Consider the following 22,110-nt stretch of genomic DNA (forward strand, 5'->3'; position numbering starts at 1 on the left):
GTGTGGCTGGATGCCAACAAGGATACCAGCCCCGCAAGCGGAGAGGGTAGCCCGCCTATAATCGCGCCATGACAACCCGTATCCTGATCGTCCGCACGTCCTCGCTGGGGGACCTGGTGCACATGCTGCCGGCCATCTCCGACATCGCCGGGCATGTGCCCGACGCGCGGATCGACTGGATCGCGGAGGAATCCTTCGCCGAGATCCCTTCCTGGCATCCGGCCGTGCACGAGGTCATTCCCGTGGCGCACCGGCGCTGGCGCAAGCATTGGTGGGATGCGCAGACGCGCCGCGAGCGGGCGGCCCTGCGGGCGGATCTGGCGGCGCGGCAATACGACATCATCCTGGACATGCAGGCCTTGCTGAAATCGGTCTGGCTGGTGCGCCAGGCGCGAGGCGTGCGCCACGGGCTGGACTGGAAATCCGCCCGCGAGCCCCTGGCGTCCCTGTTCTACGACGTCAAGCACCGCGTGGAGTTCTGGCAACCGGCCATCGTCCGCCAGCGCACGCTGGCGGCGGCGACCTTCGGCTACACCCCCGAAGGGGCGCCCGATTTCGGCCTGCGGGCCATCACCGACGGCGCGGCCATCGAACCGGCGGCCCTGATCATGCCGTCGGCCAGCCGCGACGACAAGCTCTGGCCGGCCGGTCATTGGCGCCGGGTCTTCGATCATCTGCAGGCGCGCGGCCTGGGCCTGCGCCTGCTGGCGGGCAACGAGGCCGAACAGGCGCGGGCCCGCGAACTGATCCAGGGGCGCGAACAGGCCGAAGTCCTGCCGCGCCTGGGGCTGCGCCAGGTGGCCGACCAACTGGCGCGGGCGCGGATCATGGTGGGGCTGGACAGCGGCCTGACGCATCTCAGCGCCGGCCTGGGGCGCCCCACCATCGGCATCTACAAGGCCTCCACGCCGGTGCGCACGCCGCTGCAGGGGCCGGCCTACACGGCCAGCCTGGGCGAACGCGGCCAGGAACCCGATGCCGGGCAGGTGCTGGCGGCCATCGACGCCGCCCTGGATGCGGCCCGGCCGGATCCGGCGCAATGATCCGCCGCCTGTATTCCCTGCTGCTGACGCTGCTGTCGCCGCTGCTGCTGGCCTGGATGGGAATGCGGGCGCGCCGGGCGGGGGGGCGGTGGGCGGTGCTGGACGGCGCGCGCTTTGGCCGCTACAAGACGGCTGCGCCGGCCGCCGGCGCGATCTGGATCCATGCCGTCAGCCTGGGCGAGACCCGCGCGGCCCAGCCGCTGATCCGCGCGCTGCTGGATCGCGGCCATCGGGTGCTGCTGACGCACCTGACCGCCACCGGATGGGCCGAAGGCCGGCGGGCGTATGCGGAAGACCTGGATCGGGGCGCCTTGCAGCAGGCCTGGCTGCCTTATGATTTCCCCGGGGCGACGCGCCGGTTCCTGCGCCAGTACCGGCCCTCGCTGGGCGTGCTGATCGAACGCGAACTCTGGCCCAATCTGGTCCATGCCGCGCAGCGGGCGGGGGTGCCGCTGGTGCTGGCCAGCGCCCGCCTGTCCGAATCCGGCCTGCGCCGCGCCCTGCGCGTGGGCGGGCTGATGCGCCCGGCCTACGGCGGCATCGCCCGCACCTACGCCCAGTCGCTGGCGGACGCGCGGCGCCTGGAACGCGCCGGCGCCCGGCAGGTCAGCGTCTCGGGCAATTTCAAATTCGACGTCCAGCTGGATCAGGACAAGGCCGCGCGCGGGCGGGCGTTCGCCGCGCAGCTGGGCCGCCGGGTGATCGCCATCGCCAGCACGCGCGAGGGCGAGGACCCGGCGTTCATCCAGGCCATCCGCCGCGCGCGCGAACGGGTGGCGGCGACCGGGGCGGAATCCGTCCCGCCGCTGCTGTTCCTGCTGATTCCCCGGCATCCCCAGCGCTTCGATCAGGCGGCCGATCAGTTGCGCACGGCGGGCCTGCCGTTCGTGCGGCGCACGCAGCTGCTGGAACTGGGCGACGGAAGCAGTTCCGCGCTGGCGGCCTGCCGGCAGGCGGCGGTGCTGCTGGGCGACACCCTGGGGGAAATGCCCTGGTATTACGCCGGCAGCCAGGTGGCGATCGTCGGCGGCAGCTTCGCGCCGCTGGGCGGGCAGAATTTCATCGAGGCCAGCGCCCTGGGCTGCCCCGTGATCGTCGGGCCGCATACGGCGAATTTTCAGCAGGCCGTGGCCGATGCGCAGGCGGCCGGCGCGGTCGTCCAGGCGGCCGATCCCGAGCAGGCGGTGCGCCAGGCCCTGCGGTGGCTGGACGATCCGGCTCTCGCCGCGCAGGCGGGGCAGGCCGGTCGCCATTGGGTGCGCCAGCATGCGGGCGCGGTGGCCCGGGTGGTCGACGGGATCGAGGATCTGCTGGCGCGGCGGCCAGCCTGATGCCGGGGCCGGGCGGAACGTCGGCCCTTCGCGAAGAAATCAGTCGGCGCTCAGGCCGTGGTATTTCTTGCCCAGGGCGATCGTGGCCTTGAAGAACCCTTCCTTGCTGCCGCAGTCGTAGCGTTCGCCGACGTAGCGGTGGCCGAAGACCTTGCGGTGCCGCAGCATGGCCGAGATCGCGTCGGTCAGCTGGATCTCCTGGCCCACGCCGGCCTGGGTCTGGCGCAGGAAGTCGAAGATTTCCGGTTCCAGCACGTAGCGGCCGACGACCGCCTGGTTCGAGGGCGCGTCCTGCGGCGCGGGCTTCTCGACGATGTGTTCCACCCGGGTGTTCCGGGCGTCGACGGAGGACCCGGCGACGATGCCGTACTTGCGCGAATCCGCGGGGTCGATTTCCTGGATGGCCAGCACGCTGCCGTCGTGCTGATGGGCGGCATCGACCAACTGGCGCGTCACGGCCGTGTCGGCGTCCAGCAGGTCGTCGGCCAGCAGCACGGCGAAGGGTTCGTTGCCGACGATGGGCGCGGCGCACAGCACCGCGTGGCCCAGGCCCAGAGGCTGCGCCTGGCGGGTGTAGATGCAGTGCACGTGATCGGGCAGGATGGTGCGGATGGTGTCCAGCAGCGCCTGTTTGCCTTTGGCTTCCAGTTCCGCTTCCAGTTCGGGGGCGCGGTCGAAGTGGTCTTCGATGGCGCGCTTGTTGCGGCCCGTGACGAAGACCAGTTCGGTGATGCCGGCGGCCAGGGCTTCTTCGACGGCGTACTGGATCAGCGGCTTGTCGACGATCGGCAGCATTTCCTTGGGCATGGCCTTGGTGGCGGGCAGAAAACGGGTGCCCAGGCCGGCAACCGGGAAAACGGCTTTGCGGATAGGTTTCATCGTGGCGTGAATTCAGGAGGGATCGGGGCGCTGGGCGCCAGCGCCTGCTGATTGCGCTGCGACAGGGGACGCGGCGTGCGGCCCTGTTCCGAGGGCGGCGGGCCGAAAAACCCTTGGCCGTAGGCCAGCAGGGCCAGATTGGCGGCGACGGCGAGGGTCAGCAGGAAGCGCATGAGGCGAAGGGTGTCGGATATCGGCCGCCGGACAGGCCGGCCGGAATGGCGCCGTTGAGGCGATGCAAAGGCCAGTATATCAACTGGCGCGGGCGGGGCTTCCGGCCGGCCGTCGGGATCCGGCCGTTCCCCGGGGCGGTCAGGCGGCCGGCGCGCGGACGGCCGCGGCCAGGCAGGCCAGTCCGTCCAGCACGGGGCCGTCCAGCGCCCGGGCGGGGCTGCGGGGCAGCTGCAGCGCATCCTGGGCGCGGGCCAGTTCCGCCTGGATCGCCGTCTCGACCGCGGGCCAGCCTCCGCCGCAGACGAACACCAGCGGCGCCCGGCCCTGCGCCTGCTGGCGGGCCAGACGCCATTGGCGCAGCAGGGCGCCGGCCTGGGCGGCGGCGATGCCGCTGGCGATGGCATCCTGCGTGTCCTGCGGAAAGTCCACGCAGCGCCCCGACCCCAGGGGCAGTTGCGCCGTGCCCTGGGCCAGGCTGCGGGCCATCAGGGATGGGCCGGGCAGGATCAGTCCGCCCAGAAAGGCGGGCCTGGCCCGGCCGTCGCCCGGCAGGATCGTGTCGATGGTGGTGGCGGTGCCGAAGCTGACCAGCAGCGCGGGGTGGCCCGAGCGCCAGCCGGGTTCGTCGGACAGCGTGTCCAGCAGTCCCAGCAGACCCAGCCAGCGATCCGCCCCCAGGCGGGAGGGATCGGCATAGGGATTGTCCAGCAGCGTCCGGCCGTCGCGGGTGTCGCACCATCGTATCGCCAGGCCCCAGGCCGCCTGGCAGGACTGATCCAGTTGCTGGCGGATGTGCGGCCCGGCCACGTTCGATCCCAGGATTTCCCCGGGCCGGTGCGGCAGGCGGGCGGCCAGTTCCGGCAGCAGCGCGTAGTCCAGAGTCTGCGCCGGGCTGCGGCGGGCGGCGGCCCCGGGCGTCACCCAGGCGATCTTGGCGCGGGTGTTGCCGACGTCGATCAGCAGCTTCATCGTCGCAGCCGTACCGAAATTTCGCCGACCGAGACGGCCTGGACGCCGTTGGCGCTGCGCAGCAGCAGCCGGCCCTGCGTGTCGATGCCGCAGGCGATTCCGGTCTGCCGCAGCTTGCCGTCGTCGATGACGTCCAGCGGCTGCCCCGCCAGGCCGTCCACCTGGGCATAACGGGCGGGCAGGTCGGCGAAACCATGCGCCGTGGCCTGGTTCAGCGCGTCATACCAGGCCAGGGCGGCGCAGGCGGCCAGCGACGCGGGCGTGGCCCGGGCGGCCTGAGAGTCCAGGGCCGCCAGGCCCGACCAGTCCGCCACGTTGCGGTCCAGGGACTGCGACAGCGCGCGGGCGTCGAGCAGATTGAGCCCCATGCCGATGATGATCAGGTGGTGGTCGGCGACCTGGGCGGTGCCCGAGCGGGTGGACTCGATCAGGATGCCGGCCAGCTTGGCCTGGTCCCATTGCAGGTCGTTGGGCCATTTCATGTTCAGCCGGGCCCGGTGTTCCGGGCCCAGCTGCCGGCGCAGCGCCTGGCAGGTCGCCAGCCCGATGAGCGGCGACAGGGTGGGCAGCTGCCGCGCGGGCAGGAAGACGTCGAAGGCGCAAGAAAACATCAGGTTGGCGCCCACCCTGTTCTGCCAGGTGCGGCCCGCGCGTCCGCGCCCCTGGGTCTGCAGGTGCGTGCCCAGAAGCCAGGGGCGGGCGACCGAGCCCTGGGGCTGGCGCGCGCGCGCCAGCAGATCCGCGTTGGTCGAGCCGGTGTCCGCCAGCCAGTCGACCTGTTGAAAGAACGGCAGCGCCGCCCGCAGCTCGCTGGCCATCCGATCGGGGTCGGGGAAGGGGAAGGCGGAATCAGGAGCCATGCCGTTCATGTAGGTAGAATGAGGCGTGAGTCACACCGATCAAGAGTCCAGTTCATCATGAGTTTGCGTACGGAACAATCGGCTTTCCGGGGGATGTCGGGAACGGTTGAATATACCGTGGACCATCCGGAACAGTCACCCGCCGGATGGGCCCTGGTCCTGCACCCGCATCCGCTGCATGGCGGCACGCGCGACAACAAGGTCGTCACCACCGTGGCGCGCGCCTGCGTGCAGCAGGGCCTGCTGTCGATCCGGCCGAATTTCCGCGGGGTCGGCGGCTCGCAGGGGGAATTCGACCGGGCCGTCGGCGAAACCGCCGACATGGTGGCGTGCGTCGAGCAGGTCTTCCAGGACTGGCCGCAGGCGGCCCAGGGGCCGTGGGTGCTGGCCGGCTTCTCCTTCGGCTCGGCCGTGGCGGCTCAATTGTATGCGGAACTGGCCGACCGCGGCCTGCCGTTGCCCTCGCGCCTGATGCTGATCGGCTGCGCCGTCGAACGCTTCCGGTACCGCCCCCTGTCCATGCCGGCGTCCACGCTGATGATCCATGGCGAACAGGACGAGGTCGTGCCCTTGTCCGAAGGCATGGATTTCGCCCGGGCGCACCAGCTGCCCCTGACGATCGTGCCGGATGCCGGTCATTTCTTCCATGGCAAGCTGCTGATCCTGCGCCAGATCGTGCTGAGCAGCCTGGCGGGGCTGGCGGAACCTTTGCCCTGACGATCCGCCGGCGGCCGGCGCCCGCGGGCATCGAGACTTCGAGTTTCAGTTGCTTGCGTTTTGTCTCGATTTCCGCCGAGGCGGTCCATGAAGCCGTCAGGTGCGCTGCCTATAATGGGCCTCACGTTTTATTTCCCTTTTTCGATGATGCCCATGAGATCTGTTCCGCTGCCGACCCTTCGCCGTTTCCGTCTGGCGCCGCTGGCGCTCAGTTGCGCGCTGCTGGTGCCGGGTGCGGCCTGGTCGGCCACCGCGGCCGCGCCGGCCCAACAGCCCGCGGCCACCGCTGAAACGCCCGCCGCCGCGCCGGCCGAAGGCGTCAGCGCCCTGTCCAGCGTGCCCGCGCCCACGCTGGGCGCCAAGGCCTGGCTGACGCTGGACGCCACCAGCGGCCAGATCATCGCGGCCCAGGGCGCCCAGGACGCCGTCGAACCCGCGTCCCTGACCAAGCTGATGTCGGCCTACGTGATCTTCGAGGCCCTGGAAAGCGGCCGCCTGAAGCTCGACCAGAAGGTCCGGATCTCCGAAAAGGCCTGGAAGACCGAAGGCTCCCGCATGTTCATCAACCCGAACACGGAAGTGTCGGTGGATGACCTGCTGCAGGGCATGCTGGTGCAGTCGGGCAACGACGCCACCGTGGCGCTGGCCGAAGCCGTGGCCGGCAGCGAATCGGCCTTCGTCGCGCTGATGAACCAGCAGGCCAAGGCCCTGGGCATGAAGCACACGAACTTCACCAACGCTCCCGGCCTGCCCGACCCCAACCACATGACCACGGTCGAGGACCTGGCGATCCTGGCGCGCGCGCTGGTGCAGCGCTTCCCGCAGTACCGGCACTACGACAGCCAGAAGGAATTCACCTACAACAACATCAAGCAGAGCAACCGCAACCGCCTGCTGTGGGCGGATTCCACCGTCGACGGCCTGAAGACCGGCCACACCCAGTCGGCGGGATACTGCCTGGTGGCGACGGCGCTGCGCGACGGGCGCCGGGTGGTGTCCGTGATCGTGGGCGCGGCCAGCGATGCCGCCCGTACCGAAAGCAGCCTGAAGCTGCTGAACTGGAGCTTCAAGAACTTCGACACGGTCAAGCTGCTGGACAAGACCAAGCCGGCCGTCTCCGCCCGGGTCTGGGAAGGCGCGACCGAGACCGCCGATCTGGGGGTGACCGAACCGCTGTGGGTGACCGTGCCGCGCGGCAAGGCCGATCAGATCAAAACCGAAGCCCGCTACACCCAGCCGCTGATGGCGCCCCTGACCGAAGGCGACCAGGCCGGCACCCTGGTGGCGTCCCTCGATGGCAAGCCGCTGAAACAGGTGCCGCTGCTGGTGATGCATTCGGTGCCCGAGGCCGGCTTCTTCGGCCGCCTGGTGGACAAGGTCCGCCTGATGTTCCAGTAAGGCCCGGCATGGCGACCATTCCTCCGGAAGAATCCCTGATCCAGTATCCCTGCGATTTTCCGATCAAGGTCATGGGGCGGGCGGTGGACACATTCCTGCCCGCCATGGCCGACCTGGTCCGGGGCTTCGATCCCGGCTTCGATCCGGCCTCCATCGAAGTGCGCCCCAGTTCCAGCGGCAATTACCTGGGCCTGACCCTGACGGTGCGGGTGCACTCGCGCGAACAACTGGACAACCTGTACCGCGCCCTGCATGGGCACGAACTGGTGTCCGTCGTCCTGTAGGCGGGCGGCATGCGCTTGCGTTGGCTGGATCGTCCCGCCGCCTATCTGCCCGTCTGGCAGGCCATGCAGGATTTCACCGAAGACCGCCGGGCGGACACGCCCGACGAACTGTGGCTGGTGGAACACGCCCCCGTCTATACCCTGGGGCAGGCCGGGCTGGAATCCCACATCCTGAACCCTCATGGCATTCCCGTCGTGCATTGCAATCGCGGCGGGCAGGTCACTTACCACGGGCCGGGGCAGGTGGTGCTCTATACCCTGGTGGACCTGCGCCGGCGCGGGGTGTTCGTGCGCGATTTCGTGACCTTGCTGGAGCAGTCCGTCCTGGACGTGCTGGCGGATCTGGGCGTGTCGTCGGCGTGCCGCAAGCCGGGCGCCCCCGGCATCTACGTGCCCCAATCGACGCTGAGCCAGCCCCGGGGGGATGATCTGGCCAAGATCGCGGCGCTGGGCATCAAGGTCCGCCGGGGCTGCGCCTATCATGGGGTGGCCCTGAACGTGGACATGGATCTCGATCCCTTTTCGGGCATCAACCCCTGCGGTTACGCGGGCCTGCAGACCGTGGACCTGCGGGCCTGCGGGGTGCGGGCGGACCTGGCGGACGTCGGCGAGCGCCTGGCGGGGCGCTTCAGCGCCGCCTGGGAAACCACGGATCGTTGAAGCGCGCCGCGCCCCGGCGCGGCGCAGACGCGGTTGCTTGATGCGCCTCAATACGGCGCGCGCGTCTTCCGCGTCCAATGGAAGGGTCTCCATGAGGCCTTTCCATGAAGCAGATTCCTTTTCCTCAGAACTTCCCGTTCCCCCGCCGCGCGCGGGCGCTGCGGCGCGCGGCGCTGGCCGCGGCCTTGGCGGCCGCGTCGATGGCGGCCGCGTCGGCGCCCGCCATCGACGTCGTGCCCATTCCGGCGGGCGCCTTCACCTATCAGGCCGCCGGCGAATTCCTGGACCAGGGGCGGCCGGTGGATGCGCCGCGCGTGCAGGGCACCGTCGATGCCGGACGGGCCATCATGCGCCGGCAGGTCAGCCAGGCCGAATACGCGCAGTGCGTCGGGGCCGGCGCCTGCAAGCCGCTGGACAAGGGTTTCCGCCACCTGGCGTCGCCGGATCTGCCCGCCGTCGGGGTGAGCTGGGCTGATGCCATGGCATACGCGGCCTGGCTGTCCCGGGAGACCGGCCAGTCCTGGCGGCTGCCGGCCTATGCCGAATGGGTGCGGGCGGCCGCGGACCGCTACCGGGAGGAAGGCGCGCTGCCGTCGGATCCGAACGATCCGGCGGTGCGCTGGCTGGCCGAATACGATCGGGAGATCAGCCGCAGCCAGGGGCGCATCAAGCCCGCCCAGCCTTTCGGACATTTCGGCGTCAATGCCCTGGGCGTCAGCGACATGGCGGGGAACGTCTGGGAATGGACGGCCACCTGCTTTGCCAGCCACAGCGTGGGCGCGCTGCCCCTGGCTCCGCGCGAGAACTGCGGCGTGCGCATCCTGGCCGGGGCGCATATCGCCGCCATGCCGGATTTCATTCGCGATCCGCGCAACGGCGCCTGCTCGATCGGCCTGCCGCCCGCGAATCTGGGGTTCCGGCTGATCCGCGACCTCTGAAGCCATCCCGCGGCTGTCGCTTTCCGGCGACATGCGGGCGGCCGCCGCCCGCCGGCTTTTGCGCCAGATCAAAGCCGCTTCACGACACCTGAACCTCCCCTGAATGAGTTTGATCCAGCGCAACAAGGGTTAACCCTGGGCGTGACAAGATGGAATCGTCGAAAGAGACGACAACATCAAACAGGGAGTTGTATATGAAGGTATTTCGTCTGTGTATGGCAGCCACCGCGCTGGCGTCCTTGCTGGCGGGCGGCGTGGCGCTTGCAGACCCTGCCGACTCGCTGGAGCACATCCGCCCCATGCTGGTGGCTCCGCCCAATGTGATGAAGCACGAGCAGGCGACCAAGGCCAAACCGCGCGTCGTTGAATTCACCATGACGATCGAGGAAAAGAAGATCGTCATCGATGAGGAAAACGGCACGACCCTGCAGGCCATGACCTTCAACGGCACGATGCCGGGTCCGACCATGGTGGTGCACGAGGGCGACTATGTGCAGCTGACCCTGATCAATCCGACCAAGAACACGCTGGAACACAACATCGATTTCCATGCCTCGACCGGCGCTCTGGGCGGCGGCGCGCTGACCAAGATCAAGCCGGGCGAGCAGACCGTGCTGCGCTTCAAGGCGGATCGCACCGGTACATTCGTCTATCACTGCGCCCCGGAAGGCATGGTGCCCTGGCACGTGGTCTCCGGCATGAGCGGCACGCTGATGGTGCTGCCGCGCGAAGGCCTGACCGACGGCAACGGCAAGAAGCTGAGCTACGACAAGGCCTACACGATCGGTGAATTCGATCTGTACATCCCCAAGGATGAAAACGGCCAGTACAAGTCCTACGACACGCCGCTGGAAAGCTACGGCGACACGGTGGAAGCCATGCGCAAGCTGACGCCCACCCACGTCGTGTTCAACGGCAAGGTCGGCGCCCTGACCGGCGCAGGCGCCCTGACGGCCAAGGTCGGCGAGTCGGTGCTGTTCATCCACTCGTCCGCCAACCGCGACACGCGTCCGCACCTGATCGGCGGTCACGGCGACTACGTCTGGGCCACGGGCAAGTTCATCAACAAGCCGGAACGCAACCTGGAGACCTGGTTCATCCCGGGCGGCACGGCCGGCGCGGCGCTCTACACCTTCAAGCAGCCGGGCGTGTACGCCTACGTGAACCACAACCTGATCGAGGCCTTCGAATTGGGCGCGGCGGGGCACGTGAAGGTGGAAGGCAAGTGGAACAACGACCTGATGAAACAGGTCGTGGCGCCCAGCCCGATCAAGTAATCGCTGGACGGAATCCGGGCCGCAAGCCGGCCCGGATGCGGAAAAATCATCGCCTTGCGTGGCAAGGCACCTGAATGACGGAGATGAGCATGTTGAAGACCCTGAGTATCGCCACCCTGAGCCTGGCCCTGATTCCGGCCGTGTCGATGGCCAACGATGGCGGCACCCTGCAACAGGGCGAGAAGCTGTACAAGTCGGCGTGCGTCGCCTGCCATAGCACCGGCGCGGCCAACGCGCCGAAACTGGGCAACAAGCAGGCCTGGGCGCCCATCATCGCGCGCGGCATGGATGAAATGATGACGGTCGCCACCAACGGCAAGGGCGCGATGCCGGCCCGCGGGGGCACCAAGGCCGACGACGCCGCGCTGCGCGCCGCCGTCGAATACATGGTCAGCCGCGCCAAGTAGGCGGCGCCGGGGGTTGGCGCAGGCCGTCGAACCGGTAGTCGGGTTGGCGGCCGCCCGGGCTGTAGACGGCCCAGCGGACCTGTTCGCCTGACAGATCGATGTCCGCCGTGGCCAGGGTGTTTTCCTGGTCGGTGTCGGCCGGGGACAGGCGCAAAATGGGTTCGGCGCCGTCTTCCGTGTCGCGCAGGATGTCCAGCGCGTCGGCCTGCCGATCCAGCATCGCCGCTCCCCGGGCCTGGCGGCGCGAAGACGATTCCGTGACGATCTGGGGCAGATCCCGCTGGGCTTCGTGCAGGGCATGGTTGGCATGCAGGCGCCTGGCCTGGCGGATGGGTTGCACGGAGACCGCCGCCTGGCTGAACTCCACACTGAACGTGCCGGCGCCGCCCGGCTGGCCGATGCCCAGGTGAAAAGCCCCCATGCGGGGATGCGCCTGCAGCAGCGCGATGGCCTGCGGGGGTGACTGGACGGCCAGCAGCGCGCGGGTCAGCGCCATGCGCGGCAGCCCCGCCGCCCGGGCTTCCCGGGCGCGGATGTTGTTGACGGTGATGGCCAGCCCGGCCCCGTTGACGGCGAAGGTGTGTCCGGGCAGCGAACCCGGATACAGGAACGACACGAAAGCGGGCGCGTCGATGGGGCGGATCCGGGCCAGGCCGCAGGCGCCGGCGAATCCGGGGTCTCCGTCTTCGTTGTGGCTGAGCCGTTGCGGCGCCAGCACCGTGGTGCAGCCGTCCGGCGCCAGGGCCCAGAGGTCGCCCCGGCAATTCCAGAGGAACACGTCTTCCGGCGGCAGGCCCAGGCCTTCCGCCAGGCCGGCGAGTTCCTGCTCGATCCAGGGGAAATGCCGGTGCAGCATCGCGCGCAGGGCCGGTACGGCTGGGTCGTGGCGATGGGCCATGACCTGCGCCCAGGCCGGCGAATGGATCAGATGCCGCTGGCAAGCCCGCGCGCCCCACCGGCCCAGGGCCAGGCCGATTTCATGATGGGATCCGTGGGCCTCCAGCCAGAAAAGCGGGGAATGATCAATCGTCATGGGAATTCACCGGTAGGCGCCTGTGGCGTGAAGCCGGGCTTCGGCGCGGCTCAGTTCCGCGATGGCGGCTTTGCCGCCGTGGACCAGCAGTTGCTGGGCCAGCATCTCCACCAGGGCCTGGATGGCCACTGTGGTCGGAAAGAAGGAATGTCCCTGGGTCGTGAAGGTCAGCACGCAGTCGGCGTGCAGCGCGATCGGGGCGAGCTGGCTGTCGCACAGCGCCAGGACGCGGCAGCCCTGGGGCGGAAGCGCGTCTGCGAGTTCGATGGCCTCGCGGGAATAGGGGGCGTAGCTGATGAGGATCGCCGCGTCGTCGGGCCGCAGGTGGTGCAGGTCCAGGCTCATGGCGCCGCCGGTGTCGTCCAGCAGCAGCACGTCCGGTCGGAACAGGCTGCACAGGTAGCGCAGGCTGAAGGCGGCGGGGTAGCAGGATCGGAACCCGGCGATCACGATGCGCCGGGCGTCGGACAGCAGGGCGACGGCCTGGGCCAGGGCGGCCTGATTGGCGTGTTCCAGGGCCAGCAGATTGGCCGTCTGCTGGCGGGCGGCGGCCTGCCAGGCGGCCTGGGTCGATTCCGGGTGTCGGACCAGGGACTGGGCGCGGGCCGCGTAGGCGCCCGGAGGGTGAAGTTCCTGCGTGAAGATGGTCTTCAGGCTGTCCCAGCCCGAGTAGCCCAGGTGCTGGGCCAGGCGCACCAGCGTGGCGGGCTGCACGCCGGCCAATGCCGCCAGTTTGCGCGCCGACAGGGTCGAGACCTGGGTCGGGTGGTCGATCAGGTAGCGGGCCCCCGCCTGGAACTGGGGGCTGAGGTCCTTGTACCGGGATTGTATGAGGCGGGTGAGTTCATCCAGAGAATGTGGTGCCGACATGACGCGAGCGTTGAAGATTGCGGTTTGGTGTTTGATTTGTGTGTTTCATGTTATATGATAAACGAAACATTTGTTGAATCCGATCATGACACACGTATTCCACCGGAATCCCCAGCATACGCTGAAACATGCCGTGCGCGGCCAGGGAATTTCCCTGTTTGACGAGGACGGGCGCGCCTATCTGGACGCGTCCGGCGGGGCGGCCGTATCCTGTCTGGGGCATGGGCATCCGGACGTCATCGCCGCCATCAAGAACCAGCTGGACCAGGTGGCCTATGCCCACTCCTCGTTCTTCACGACGCAGGCCTGCGAGGATCTGGCGGACTTCCTGGCGCAGCGGGCGCCCGGCGATCTGGACCACGTCTATTTCGTGTCGGGCGGGTCGGAATCGGTCGAGGCGGCCCTGAAGCTGGCCCGGCAGTATTTCGTCGAGCGCGGGGAAACGGACCGCAGCCAGTTCATCGCCCGGCGCCAGAGCTATCACGGCAATACTCTGGGGGCGCTGGCCATCGGCGGCAATGCCTGGCGGCGCCAGCCGTTTCTGCCGCTGCTGACGCCGGCCCATCACGTATCGCCCTGCTATGCCTACCGCGATCAGCGGCCCGACGAGACCGAGGAGGCCTATGCCCAGCGCCTGGCGGACGAGCTGGACGCGATGATCCGTTCGATCGGCCCCGGCCGGGTGGCGGCGTTCGTGGCGGAAACCGTGGTGGGGGCCACGGCGGGCGCCGTACCGCCCGTGCGCACCTACCTGCAGCGCATCCGCCAGGTGTGCGACCGGCACGGGGTGCTGCTGATCCTGGACGAGGTCATGTCCGGCATGGGGCGCACCGGCCACCTGTTCGCCTGCGCCGAGGACGGCGCGGCTCCCGACATCCTGACCGTCGCCAAGGGCCTGGGGGCGGGCTACCAGCCCATCGGCGCGCTGCTGGCCAGCCGCGGGGTGTACGACACCATCGTGCGGGGCAGCGGCTTCTTCCAGCATGGCCACACCTACATGGGGCATGCCACGGCCTGCGCCGCCGCCCTGGCGGTGCAGCGGGTGATCGAGCGCGACGATCTGCTGACCAATGTGCGCGTCCGGGGCGAACAGCTGCGGGCGCGCCTGCGCGAGGTGTTCGCCGATCACCCGAACGTGGGCGACATCCGGGGCCGGGGCCTGTTCGTCGGCGTCGAATTCGTGCAGGATCGGGCCGGCAAGACCGTGCTGGACCCCGTCCTGAAAACGCATGCCAGGCTGAAGAAGCAGGCCATGGAAAACGGCCTGATGATGTATCCCATGGGCGGCACGATCGATGGCGTGCATGGCGATCACGTGTTGCTGGCGCCGCCGTTCATCTGCACGGCGTCCGATATCGACCGGATCGTGGAGCTGCTGGACCGCACGGTGCGCCAGGTCCTGCCGGCCTGAGAACCGCCACGTCCGGCCGCGCCCCGGTTGCCGCGAACCCCTGCCGGGCGGGATGCCCGGCGTCTTGCATGGAGACCCGTATGGCCCGACTGTCTTACGCCGACTTGCGGCAGGGCGCCGCCGCCGATCTGGCGCAGCGCATCATCGCCGAACGCGGCAGCGTGCTGCATCTGTACCAGATGCTGCTGCACAGCCCCCCGGTGGCCGAAGGCTGGCTGACGTACCTGACGGCCATCCGCCAGAAATCCGGCCTGGACGGCGCCTTGCGCGAACTCGTGATCATGCGTATCGCCCATCTGAACCGGGCGCCCTACGAGGCCGACCAGCATGCGCCCATCGCCCTGCGCGAAGGCCTGCGCCAGGACCAGCTGGATGCCCTGGCGCTGCCCGCGCCGCCGTCGGGCGTGTTCGATCCGCGCCAGGCCGCCGTGCTGGACTACGCGGACGCCATGACGCGCTCTGTGCAGGTCCCCGATGCGGTCTTCGCCGCCGTCCGGGCGTTTTTTTCAGAAGCGGAGCTGGTGGAACTGACGGCGACGATCGCCGCCTACAACATGGTGTCGCGCTTTCTGGAAGCCTTGCAGGTGCATTCCGACGATCAGCGTTGACCGTGTTCCCATAGCGTGTCCGGCACGCCCGCGGCCCGGTTCAGGTGGCGGGCCAGCACGAAACACAGGTCCGACAGCCGGTTCAGGTAATGCAGCACCGGCGGGTTCACCGTTTCCTGGCGCGACAGCGTCACCACCGACCGTTCCGCGCGGCGCGCGATGGTGCGCGCCATGTGGGCGTGGGCGGCGGCGGGGCAGCCGCCGGGCAGGATGAATTCCCGCAGCGGACCCAGCGACGCGTTGTAGTGCGCCAGGGCCTCGTCCAGGCGCAGGACGTGTTCTTCCTTCAGCGCCGTCCAGCCGGGAATGCACAGCTCGCCGCCCAGGTCGAACAGATCGTGCTGGATGCGGTCCAGCAGGGCGTCGACTTCCGCCGGCAGGCCGACCGCGCGCCACAGCCCGATGGCGCTGTTCAGTTCGTCCACGTCGCCCAGCGCGGCGATGCGCGGAGCGTCCTTGGGCACCCGGGTCTTGTCGCCCAGACCGGTGGTGCCGTCGTCGCCGGTGCGGGTGGAGACGATGGAGACGCGGATCGACATGGAAGGCTCCTGGGGCAGGTTTGAAAGAGGATGTCGCGGCTGTCAGTCCTGCGTCGCCAGGCGCTGCAGCGCCTCGCCCGTGACGCGCACGACGCGCCAGTCGTCCAGGATTTCCCCGCCGTGGTGCTTGTAGAAGTCGATGGCATTCCGGTTCCAGTCCAGCACCACCCATTCGAAGCGGCCGCAGCCCAGTTCCACCGCCATGGCCGCCAGGTGCTTCAGCACCCAGCCGCCCAGGCCCTGCCCCCGGTGGGCGGGCGAGATGTAGACGTCTTCCAGATACAGGCCGCGCCGGTCCAGGAAGCTGGAATAGTTGTGAAACCACATGATGTAGGCGATGGCCGTGTCCGGGGCGCCTTCGGTCGTGATCACCAGGCAGCGCGCGGCGGGTTCGGCGCCGAAGAAGCTGGCGCGCAGGCTGTCGTGGCTGGCCTTGAAGATGTCCGTCAGTTTTTCGAAGACGGCCATTTCGAGCATCAGGGCGTGGATGGCGGGAATGTCGGATTCGGTGGCGGGTCGAAGGATGTAGCCGGGAACGGGGGTAGGCAAAATGGACTCTGTTTCGCGGTATGCTTGGATTGATGAATGGAGTGTAGCCCATGCGTTTTCCCGCCTTGCGCACCCTGAACCTGCTGGCCGCCCTGCGCGGCGCCGGGCCGGGGATTCTCTTGTCAGCCGCCGTCGCGGCGCCCGCCGCGCTGGTCTGGCCGGCACCGGCGGTCGCGCAGGCCCAGCCCGTGCAGGCCCAGGCCAGCGGCCAGGTCGTGCGCGTCGATGCCGCTGCCGGCAAGATCGCCATCCGCCATGGTGCGATCAGCAAGCTGGACATCCCCGCCATGACGCTGGTCTATCACCTGGACCCCGCCTTGCTGCGGGGCATCGCGGCGGGGGATTCCGTGAATTTCACGGCGACGCGCGTCCAGGGCCAGTACCGCATCCTGGCGCTGGAAAAGAAATGAAAATCCCCGCCAGGGAGGGCCGTGGCGGGGATTCCGGAAGCCGATCCCGTCAGGCGGACCGCTACAGCACGTAGCGCGCCAGGTCCTGGCTGCCAGCCGTTTCCGACAGCTTGTCGTTGACGTAGTCGGCGTCGATCACCACGGACTGCGATCCGGGGCTCGCGGCCTCGAAGGACAGGTCCTCCAGCAGTTTTTCCATGATGGTGTACAGACGGCGCGCGCCGATGTTTTCCGTGCGCTCGTTCACCTCGAAGGCCAGTTCGGCCAGCCGCCGGATGCCTTCCTCGGTGAATTCCAGGGTCACGTCCTCCGTCGCCATCAGGGCGCTGTACTGCTTGGTCAGCGAGGCGTCGGTGCTGCTCAGGATGCGCACGAAATCGTCCGTGCTCAGCGAATCCAGTTCCACCCGGATCGGAAAGCGCCCCTGCAGCTCGGGGATCAGGTCGGACGGCCGCGACAGATGGAAGGCGCCCGAAGCGATGAACAGGATGTGGTCGGTGTGGACCATGCCGTACTTGGTGTTCACGGACGTGCCTTCGACCAGGGGCAGCAGGTCGCGCTGCACGCCCTGGCGGGAGACGTCCGAGCCGCCCGCTTCCTGGCGGGTGGCGATCTTGTCGATTTCATCCAGGAAGACGATGCCGTGCTGCTCCGCCAGGGTGACGGCCTGGGTGCGCAGGTCTTCCTCGTTGATCCGGCGGGCGGCTTCTTCTTCGGTCAGCAGGCGGAAGGCTTCCTTGACGGACAGCTTGCGGGTCTTGGTCTTGCCCTGCGACAGGCCGGCGAACATGCCGCGCAGCTGTTCCGTCATTTCCTCCATGCCCGGAGGCGCCATGATTTCCATGTGCGCGGGCGCCTGGGTGATCTCGATGTCGATCTGGGTGTCGTCCAGCTTGCCTTCCCGCAGGCGCTTGCGGAACACCTGGCGGGTGTTGGTTTCCTCGCGTTCCGGATCGCCCTGGGCATTGCGCGAAGGCGGCAGCAGGGCGTCAAGGATGCGGTCTTCGGCGGCGTCTTCGGCCTGGGTGCGCACGCGTCGCGTTTCCGTCTCGCGCACCTGCTTGACGGCCACGTCCACCAGGTCGCGCACGATGGTGTCCACGTCGCGGCCGACGTAGCCGACTTCCGTGAACTTGGTGGCTTCGATCTTGATGAAGGGCGCGTTGGCCAGCTTGGCCAGCCGGCGGGCGATTTCGGTCTTGCCCACGCCGGTCGGGCCGATCATCAGGATGTTCTTGGGGACGATTTCATGGCGCAGAGGTTCGGCGACCTGCTGGCGGCGCCAGCGATTGCGCAGAGCCACTGCGACGGATCGCTTGGCCTTGTCCTGGCCGACGATGTTCTTGTCCAGTTCCGAGACGATTTCTTTGGGGGTCATGGGGGTGGCGGACATGGCGGGCCTTATAGCGTTTCGACGATGTGGTTCTGATTGGTGTAGATGCAGAGTTCCCCGGCGATCTCCAGGGATTTCTTGACGATCTCCGCCGGCGTGAACTCGGTGGCGTCCAGCAGGGCGCGGGCGGCCGACTGGGCGTAGGCGCCCCCCGACCCGATGGCGGCGATGCCGTGCTCCGGCTCCAGCACGTCGCCGTTGCCGGTCAGGATCAGGGTGTGTTCGTGATCCGCGACGATCAGCATCGCTTCCAGCCGTCGCAGCACCCGGTCCGTGCGCCAGTCGCGGGTCAGTTCGACGGCGGCGCGCATCAGGTGGCCCTGGTGTTTTTCCAGTTTGGCCTCGAAGCGTTCCTGCAGGGTGAAGGCGTCGGCCGTGGCGCCGGCGAACCCGGCCAGGACCTTGTCGTGGTACAGGCGGCGGATCTTGCGGGCCGTGCCCTTGATGACGATGTTGCCCAGCGTGACCTGGCCGTCGCCGCCCAGGGCGACGTCGTTGCCGCGGCGGACGCAGACGATGGTGGTGGCGTGAAATTGTTCCATGGCGTTCTCTTGGTCCAAGACCTTGCAGATGGGGATGGCGGCGGCGGAATTCAAGGCTTGCCGCCGGCGCGGACCGTGGGTTCGCCGGCCCGTGAATGAAAACGGCCCCGGCTCCCGAAGGAGCTGGAGCCGTGGCCTTGCGTGGGGTCGACAGCGCCCGGATCAGTCGCCGTAGAGCTTCTGGCGCATTTCGCGGCGTTCCTGGGCTTCCAGGGACAGCGTGGCCGTGGGGCGCGCCAGCAGGCGCGGAATGCCGATGGGTTCGCCGGTTTCCTCGCACCAGCCGTATTCCCCGGCGTCGATGCGGGCGATGGCCTGCTGGACCTTTTTCAGCAGCTTGCGCTCGCGGTCGCGGGTGCGCAGTTCCAGCGCGTGTTCTTCCTCGATCGTGGCCCGGTCGGCCGGATCCGGGACGTATTGGGTTTCCCGCAGGTTTTCCGTGGTGGCGCCCGCGTTGGTCAGGATTTCATGTTCGAGCTGGTGCAGGCGATCCCGGAAGAAGGCGAGCTGGGCGTCGTTCATGTAGTCCTGTTCGGGCATCGCCAACAGTTCTTTTTCGGTCAGGGCCTTGGCCGTCGATTTGGAGCCGGATTTGCTAGCCATGTTGTGTCCTTCCTTATTATGTGCCGGGGCCTGTCGTCCGCATCCCGAGAGTACAGCGGGGCAGCGTGGGGTGGGCGGTCAGGCCAGGCATTGTTCGAGCCCCTGAGTAAAGATGTCTTGAGGCAGTTTACGGCCGATGAACACCAGCCGGGTATTCGGTTTTTCACTGGCCTTCCAGGGAGCGCCCGGTTCGGCGCCCATCATCATGTGCACGCCCTGGAACACCATGCGGCGCTTGATGCCCTTGATGTACAGGATGCCCTTGTAGCGCAGCAGGTCCGGGCCGTAGACCTGGACGATGCCGCCCAGGAAGTCTTCCAGGCGTTCCGGGTCGAACGCCCGGTTGGACCGGAACACGAAGGCGCCGATGTCGTCGCTGTGGTGGGCGTGATGGTGGTCGTGGTGATCGTGGGCGCAGCCCGCGCCGCAGACATGGCCGTCTTCGTCGTGGTCATGATCGTGGTCGTGATCGTGCCCATGATGATCGTGCGCGTCTTCTTCGGCCAGGAATTCCGGATCGATGTCCAGGATGGCGTCCAGGTCGAAGCCGCTGACGTCCAGCAGGGTGTGCAGATCGGTTTCGCCGAAATGCACCGGCGTGATCGAGGCGCGGGGATTGATGCGCACCAGGCGGGCGCGCAGGGCTTCGTAGTCGGCCTCGTTGACCAGGTCCTTCTTGGAAATCAGGATGCGGTCGGCGAAGCCGACCTGGCGCTGGGCCTCTTCCTGGCGGTCCAGCGCGCCCATGCCGTGCTTGGCGTCGACCACGGTGATGACCGCGTCCAGCCGGTAGGTCTCGGAGATGTCGTCGTCCATGAAGAACGTCTGGCACACCGGCCCCGGATTGGCCATGCCGGTGGTCTCGATGATGACGCGGTCGAACCGGATGCCGCCGGCCTTGCGGCGGGCGGCCAGGTCGTTGAGCGTGCGGATCAGGTCGCCGCGCACCGTGCAGCAGACACAGCCGTTGCTCAGTTCGACGATCTGCTCGTCGCTGTCTTGCACCAGCACGTCATTGTCGATGTTCTCCTCGCCGAACTCGTTTTCGATGACGGCGATGCGCTGGCCGTGGAATTCCGTCAGGATCCGGCGCAGGAGCGTGGTTTTGCCCGCGCCCAGGAATCCCGTCAGCACGGTGACGGGAATCATGGAATCAGGGGTTCGGGCGGGATTGGCAGCGTTCATGATGACCTCGAATGCGATGCGCCGCCCCGACGATGCCGTCTGTCAGAACGTCATTCTGACCTTGCGGTCCTTGTCAAGGGGTTCGGGCGATCAGCATGCGATTACATCATAGGCGGGGGTTTAGGGCAAACTCGGGAGGAAAGGGGCGTTGGAGCGGGATCAGGCAGGCGGGGCGGACGGGCCGCCGGCCCGGGCGGTCAGGCGCCTGCCCCAGCGCGTGTGGGGCTGCGTCAGCGCGGCGATCGCCGCCAGGATCCCCAGGGTCAGCAGCGCGCGCCAGACCAGGATCACCCAGATGTTGGCGCCCAGCGCCAGGATCAGCAGCGTGTCTTCGATCAGGGCATGGCACAGCGACAGCCAGGACAGGGCCAGCAGGCGTGTGCGCGGGCTGAAGCCCTCGCGCTCGGCAGCCTCGATGATCAGGGCGCCGCCGTACGCCAGGCCCAGCAGCACCCCCACCGTGGTCAGCGGCGCCGCGCGTTCCTCCAGCCCCGACAGCCGCAGCACGGGCGTCAGCAGCCGGGTCACCAGGCGCGTGATCCCCAGGCGCTCCAGCAGGTCCAGCAGGATCACCATGCCGATGATCACGACCAGCACCAGCAGCAGCGACTGCACGGTGGACAGCAGCCAGGTCCCGAAGTCCGGCGGCCCCTGCGTCAGGCCGGCGTCCTGGCCCATCCAGGCGAACGAAACGGGGTCCTGCAACCAGCCCATGGCGTGGCACGTCCAGGTGACGGCGGCGCCATAGAGAATGCCGACCACCACCCGCAGCGCGCCCGTGACCAGGGCGCTGGCGCCGGCGCGGCGCACCACGGATTGCTCGGTCGGCACATTGTGGGCGAACAGCATCATGGCCCCCAGGGCGCTGACCTGGGCCACGTTCATCTGCAGGCTGTCGGAAAGCGCCGCCATCGAGGCCATGCCGCCATAGATGTTGGTGATGACGGTGGTGACCCAGATGATGCCCGCCTGCGGCGGCAGCCCCAGCAGCGACATCGCGGGCGCCAGGGTCTCCCCGGCCAGCCGCACCAGTCCGAACCGGTCCGCCGCGTAGACGATGACCATGACGGGCACCATGATGCGGGCGATGGTCATGAACATGCGCGTGCTGCGCTGGCGGATGGTGTTCAGATAGTGAAGAATCGTCATGGTTGTGCGGAAGAAGGCGCCTGGCTGCCGGCTCGTCCTGCGGCCCCGTTGGCCCGGAAATTGTAAGCGGGCGACGGGGCGCCGTGTAAACGGGCCTCGCGCGGACATGGCAAGGGCGCGCGGTCCGGCGTCTTCCAGGAAGGGATGCCCGGGATGGCTCGGGATTGCCAGCGCAGCCCCCAGCCTCTATTCTGAAGATTCCGTCGATGCTCGACTCACACCGGAAGCCCCATGACGCCCGAGGACCTGGACCAGACCGATCGGCTCATCCTGATGCATCTGCAGCAGGACGGCCGCATCAGCAACCAAGAGCTCGCCCAGCGGGTCGATCTGTCCCCCAGCCCCTGCCTGCGCCGCGTCAAGCGCCTGGAAGAGCAGGGCTACATCCGCCGCTACGTCGCCCTGGCCGATCCGGATCGCCTGGGCCTGGGCCTGCTGGCCTATATTTCCGTGCGTCTGGATAAATCCCATCGAGCCGAACACAGCGCCATCTCCGGCTTCGTCCAGGACGTGCAGGGCTGGCCCGAGGTCACGCAGTGCTACGCCATGTCGGGCGACATGGACTATCTGCTGCGCGTGCAAGTGTCCGACCTGTCCGCCTTTTCGCGGTTCGCCATGGATACCCTGCTGCGCCATCCCGCCGTGATCGACATCCGCAGCAGCTTCGCCCTGCAATCCATCAAGGAAACCACCGAGCTGCCCGTCTCCCAGGCCTGACGGTCGCCCTATACATAGGGAACACCGGACCATCCCATGCGGCAAGAAACCGGGCCGGCCTATGCGGCGAGAACGGGCCTGGCGCGATATTTTCGATAAATGTCGGGATGACTTGCATGGCGTAAAAAAGCTGTGCTATAGTTCGGTCTCTTCGCCGCAGGGCA

At 68.2% G+C, this 22,110-nt stretch carries 26 protein-coding genes; 13 read left to right on the plus strand and 13 right to left on the minus strand.

Annotated features, from left to right (window positions below; genetic code table 11):
• Window positions 1-68: 68 nt before the first annotated feature.
• Together waaC and Q0263_RS17265 are read left to right on the plus strand one after the other, a co-directional pair.
• Window positions 69-1,043: a lipopolysaccharide heptosyltransferase I gene (waaC, locus tag Q0263_RS17260; protein WP_298019297.1), complete on the plus strand. Its 975-nt coding sequence runs from the start codon at window positions 69-71 to the stop codon at window positions 1,041-1,043.
• The gene (locus tag Q0263_RS17265) at window positions 1,040-2,374 is read left to right on the plus strand and encodes a 3-deoxy-D-manno-octulosonic acid transferase (RefSeq protein WP_298019300.1); all 1,335 of its coding nucleotides are present in this window, start codon (window positions 1,040-1,042) and stop codon (window positions 2,372-2,374) included. Before waaC ends, Q0263_RS17265 begins: the two co-directional genes overlap by 4 nt.
• 39 nt (window positions 2,375-2,413) lie before the next feature.
• Here the strand turns inward: Q0263_RS17265 and galU are convergent, their stop codons facing one another.
• The 4 genes from galU to Q0263_RS17285 all read right to left on the minus strand — a co-directional run bounded on the left by galU (window position 2,414) and on the right by Q0263_RS17285 (window position 5,256).
• Window positions 2,414-3,253, minus strand: coding sequence for a UTP--glucose-1-phosphate uridylyltransferase GalU (galU, locus tag Q0263_RS17270; protein ID WP_298019303.1), 840 nt, complete (start codon window positions 3,251-3,253; stop codon window positions 2,414-2,416).
• Entirely contained in the window at window positions 3,250-3,426 is a 177-nt protein-coding gene (locus Q0263_RS17275; protein ID WP_298019305.1) for a hypothetical protein, read from the minus strand. The genes galU and Q0263_RS17275 overlap by 4 nt, the downstream gene beginning before the upstream one ends.
• A gap of 139 nt (window positions 3,427-3,565) precedes the next feature.
• Window positions 3,566-4,396: a type III pantothenate kinase gene (locus tag Q0263_RS17280; RefSeq protein WP_298019308.1), complete on the minus strand. Its 831-nt coding sequence runs from the start codon at window positions 4,394-4,396 to the stop codon at window positions 3,566-3,568.
• Window positions 4,393-5,256, minus strand: a complete 864-nt coding sequence (locus Q0263_RS17285; protein WP_298019311.1) for a biotin--[acetyl-CoA-carboxylase] ligase — start codon at window positions 5,254-5,256, stop codon at window positions 4,393-4,395. Before Q0263_RS17285 ends, Q0263_RS17280 begins: the two co-directional genes overlap by 4 nt.
• Window positions 5,257-5,313: 57 nt before the next feature.
• On the opposite strand from Q0263_RS17285, the gene Q0263_RS17290 reads away from it, so the two are divergent.
• From Q0263_RS17290 to Q0263_RS17320, 7 genes are all read left to right on the plus strand, one after another.
• Window positions 5,314-5,973 carry an alpha/beta family hydrolase gene (locus Q0263_RS17290; protein WP_298019313.1) on the plus strand — a complete coding sequence of 220 codons (660 nt, stop codon included), beginning with the start codon at window positions 5,314-5,316 and terminating at the stop codon, window positions 5,971-5,973.
• A gap of 153 nt (window positions 5,974-6,126) precedes the next feature.
• Window positions 6,127-7,371, plus strand: coding sequence for a D-alanyl-D-alanine carboxypeptidase family protein (locus Q0263_RS17295; RefSeq protein ID WP_298019315.1), 1,245 nt, complete (start codon window positions 6,127-6,129; stop codon window positions 7,369-7,371).
• Window positions 7,372-7,379: 8 nt separating this feature from the next.
• Window positions 7,380-7,655 (plus strand): DUF493 family protein, encoded by a 276-nt coding sequence (locus Q0263_RS17300; RefSeq protein ID WP_298019317.1) that lies wholly within the window; start codon window positions 7,380-7,382, stop codon window positions 7,653-7,655.
• 9 nt (window positions 7,656-7,664) lie between these two features.
• Entirely contained in the window at window positions 7,665-8,315 is a 651-nt protein-coding gene (lipB, locus tag Q0263_RS17305) for a lipoyl(octanoyl) transferase LipB (RefSeq protein ID WP_298019320.1), read from the plus strand.
• 104 nt (window positions 8,316-8,419) lie between these two features.
• Complete coding sequence (locus tag Q0263_RS17310) at window positions 8,420-9,253, plus strand: SUMF1/EgtB/PvdO family nonheme iron enzyme (RefSeq protein WP_298019323.1); 834 nt, start codon at window positions 8,420-8,422, stop codon at window positions 9,251-9,253.
• Window positions 9,254-9,447: 194 nt separating this feature from the next.
• Entirely contained in the window at window positions 9,448-10,530 is a 1,083-nt protein-coding gene (gene nirK / locus Q0263_RS17315) for a copper-containing nitrite reductase (RefSeq protein WP_298019326.1), read from the plus strand.
• Window positions 10,531-10,619: 89 nt separating this feature from the next.
• On the plus strand, window positions 10,620-10,937 hold the full coding sequence (locus Q0263_RS17320; protein ID WP_298019329.1) for a c-type cytochrome: 318 nt from the start codon (window positions 10,620-10,622) through the stop codon (window positions 10,935-10,937).
• Here Q0263_RS17320 and Q0263_RS17325 read toward each other — a convergent pair.
• On the minus strand, window positions 10,921-11,970 hold the full coding sequence (locus Q0263_RS17325; protein ID WP_298019332.1) for a C45 family peptidase: 1,050 nt from the start codon (window positions 11,968-11,970) through the stop codon (window positions 10,921-10,923). The two genes, Q0263_RS17320 and Q0263_RS17325, sit on opposite strands and share 17 nt — an antisense overlap.
• Before the next feature lie 6 nt (window positions 11,971-11,976).
• Complete coding sequence (locus Q0263_RS17330) at window positions 11,977-12,840, minus strand: MurR/RpiR family transcriptional regulator (protein ID WP_298019334.1); 864 nt, start codon at window positions 12,838-12,840, stop codon at window positions 11,977-11,979.
• Between the two features lie 85 nt (window positions 12,841-12,925).
• On the opposite strand from Q0263_RS17330, the gene Q0263_RS17335 reads away from it, so the two are divergent.
• Window positions 12,926-14,251 carry an aspartate aminotransferase family protein gene (locus tag Q0263_RS17335; protein ID WP_298019336.1) on the plus strand — a complete coding sequence of 442 codons (1,326 nt, stop codon included), beginning with the start codon at window positions 12,926-12,928 and terminating at the stop codon, window positions 14,249-14,251.
• An 80-nt stretch (window positions 14,252-14,331) separates the two neighbouring features.
• The gene (locus tag Q0263_RS17340; protein WP_298019338.1) at window positions 14,332-14,859 is read left to right on the plus strand and encodes a carboxymuconolactone decarboxylase family protein; all 528 of its coding nucleotides are present in this window, start codon (window positions 14,332-14,334) and stop codon (window positions 14,857-14,859) included.
• On the opposite strand, the gene Q0263_RS17345 is transcribed toward Q0263_RS17340, so the two are convergent.
• Window positions 14,850-15,398 carry a cob(I)yrinic acid a,c-diamide adenosyltransferase gene (locus tag Q0263_RS17345; RefSeq protein WP_298019341.1) on the minus strand — a complete coding sequence of 183 codons (549 nt, stop codon included), beginning with the start codon at window positions 15,396-15,398 and terminating at the stop codon, window positions 14,850-14,852. The two genes, Q0263_RS17340 and Q0263_RS17345, sit on opposite strands and share 10 nt — an antisense overlap.
• A gap of 42 nt (window positions 15,399-15,440) precedes the next feature.
• Window positions 15,441-15,947, minus strand: coding sequence for a GNAT family N-acetyltransferase (locus Q0263_RS17350; protein WP_298019343.1), 507 nt, complete (start codon window positions 15,945-15,947; stop codon window positions 15,441-15,443).
• 50 nt (window positions 15,948-15,997) lie between these two features.
• Here Q0263_RS17350 and Q0263_RS17355 point away from each other — a divergent pair, with 50 nt between their 5' ends.
• On the plus strand, window positions 15,998-16,357 hold the full coding sequence (locus Q0263_RS17355) for a copper-binding protein (RefSeq protein ID WP_298019345.1): 360 nt from the start codon (window positions 15,998-16,000) through the stop codon (window positions 16,355-16,357).
• 61 nt (window positions 16,358-16,418) lie between these two features.
• Here the strand turns inward: Q0263_RS17355 and hslU are convergent, their stop codons facing one another.
• The 5 genes from hslU to Q0263_RS17380 form a co-directional block, all read right to left on the minus strand.
• On the minus strand, window positions 16,419-17,750 hold the full coding sequence (gene hslU, locus Q0263_RS17360) for an ATP-dependent protease ATPase subunit HslU (RefSeq protein ID WP_298019347.1): 1,332 nt from the start codon (window positions 17,748-17,750) through the stop codon (window positions 16,419-16,421).
• 8 nt (window positions 17,751-17,758) lie between these two features.
• Window positions 17,759-18,292: an ATP-dependent protease subunit HslV gene (gene hslV, locus Q0263_RS17365; protein WP_298019351.1), complete on the minus strand. Its 534-nt coding sequence runs from the start codon at window positions 18,290-18,292 to the stop codon at window positions 17,759-17,761.
• A gap of 162 nt (window positions 18,293-18,454) precedes the next feature.
• Window positions 18,455-18,895 (minus strand): RNA polymerase-binding protein DksA, encoded by a 441-nt coding sequence (gene dksA, locus Q0263_RS17370; RefSeq protein ID WP_298019353.1) that lies wholly within the window; start codon window positions 18,893-18,895, stop codon window positions 18,455-18,457.
• A 78-nt stretch (window positions 18,896-18,973) separates the two neighbouring features.
• Complete coding sequence (locus Q0263_RS17375) at window positions 18,974-20,080, minus strand: GTP-binding protein (RefSeq protein WP_298019356.1); 1,107 nt, start codon at window positions 20,078-20,080, stop codon at window positions 18,974-18,976.
• 159 nt (window positions 20,081-20,239) lie between these two features.
• Window positions 20,240-21,229: a nucleoside recognition domain-containing protein gene (locus Q0263_RS17380; RefSeq protein ID WP_298019360.1), complete on the minus strand. Its 990-nt coding sequence runs from the start codon at window positions 21,227-21,229 to the stop codon at window positions 20,240-20,242.
• 231 nt (window positions 21,230-21,460) lie between these two features.
• Here Q0263_RS17380 and Q0263_RS17385 point away from each other — a divergent pair, with 231 nt between their 5' ends.
• Window positions 21,461-21,946: an Lrp/AsnC family transcriptional regulator gene (locus tag Q0263_RS17385; protein ID WP_298019361.1), complete on the plus strand. Its 486-nt coding sequence runs from the start codon at window positions 21,461-21,463 to the stop codon at window positions 21,944-21,946.
• Window positions 21,947-22,110: the final 164 nt, after the last annotated feature.

It is taken from the genome of uncultured Castellaniella sp., assembly GCF_937988725.1.
In the GTDB taxonomy this organism is placed as follows: Bacteria; Pseudomonadota; Gammaproteobacteria; order Burkholderiales; family Burkholderiaceae_B; genus Castellaniella.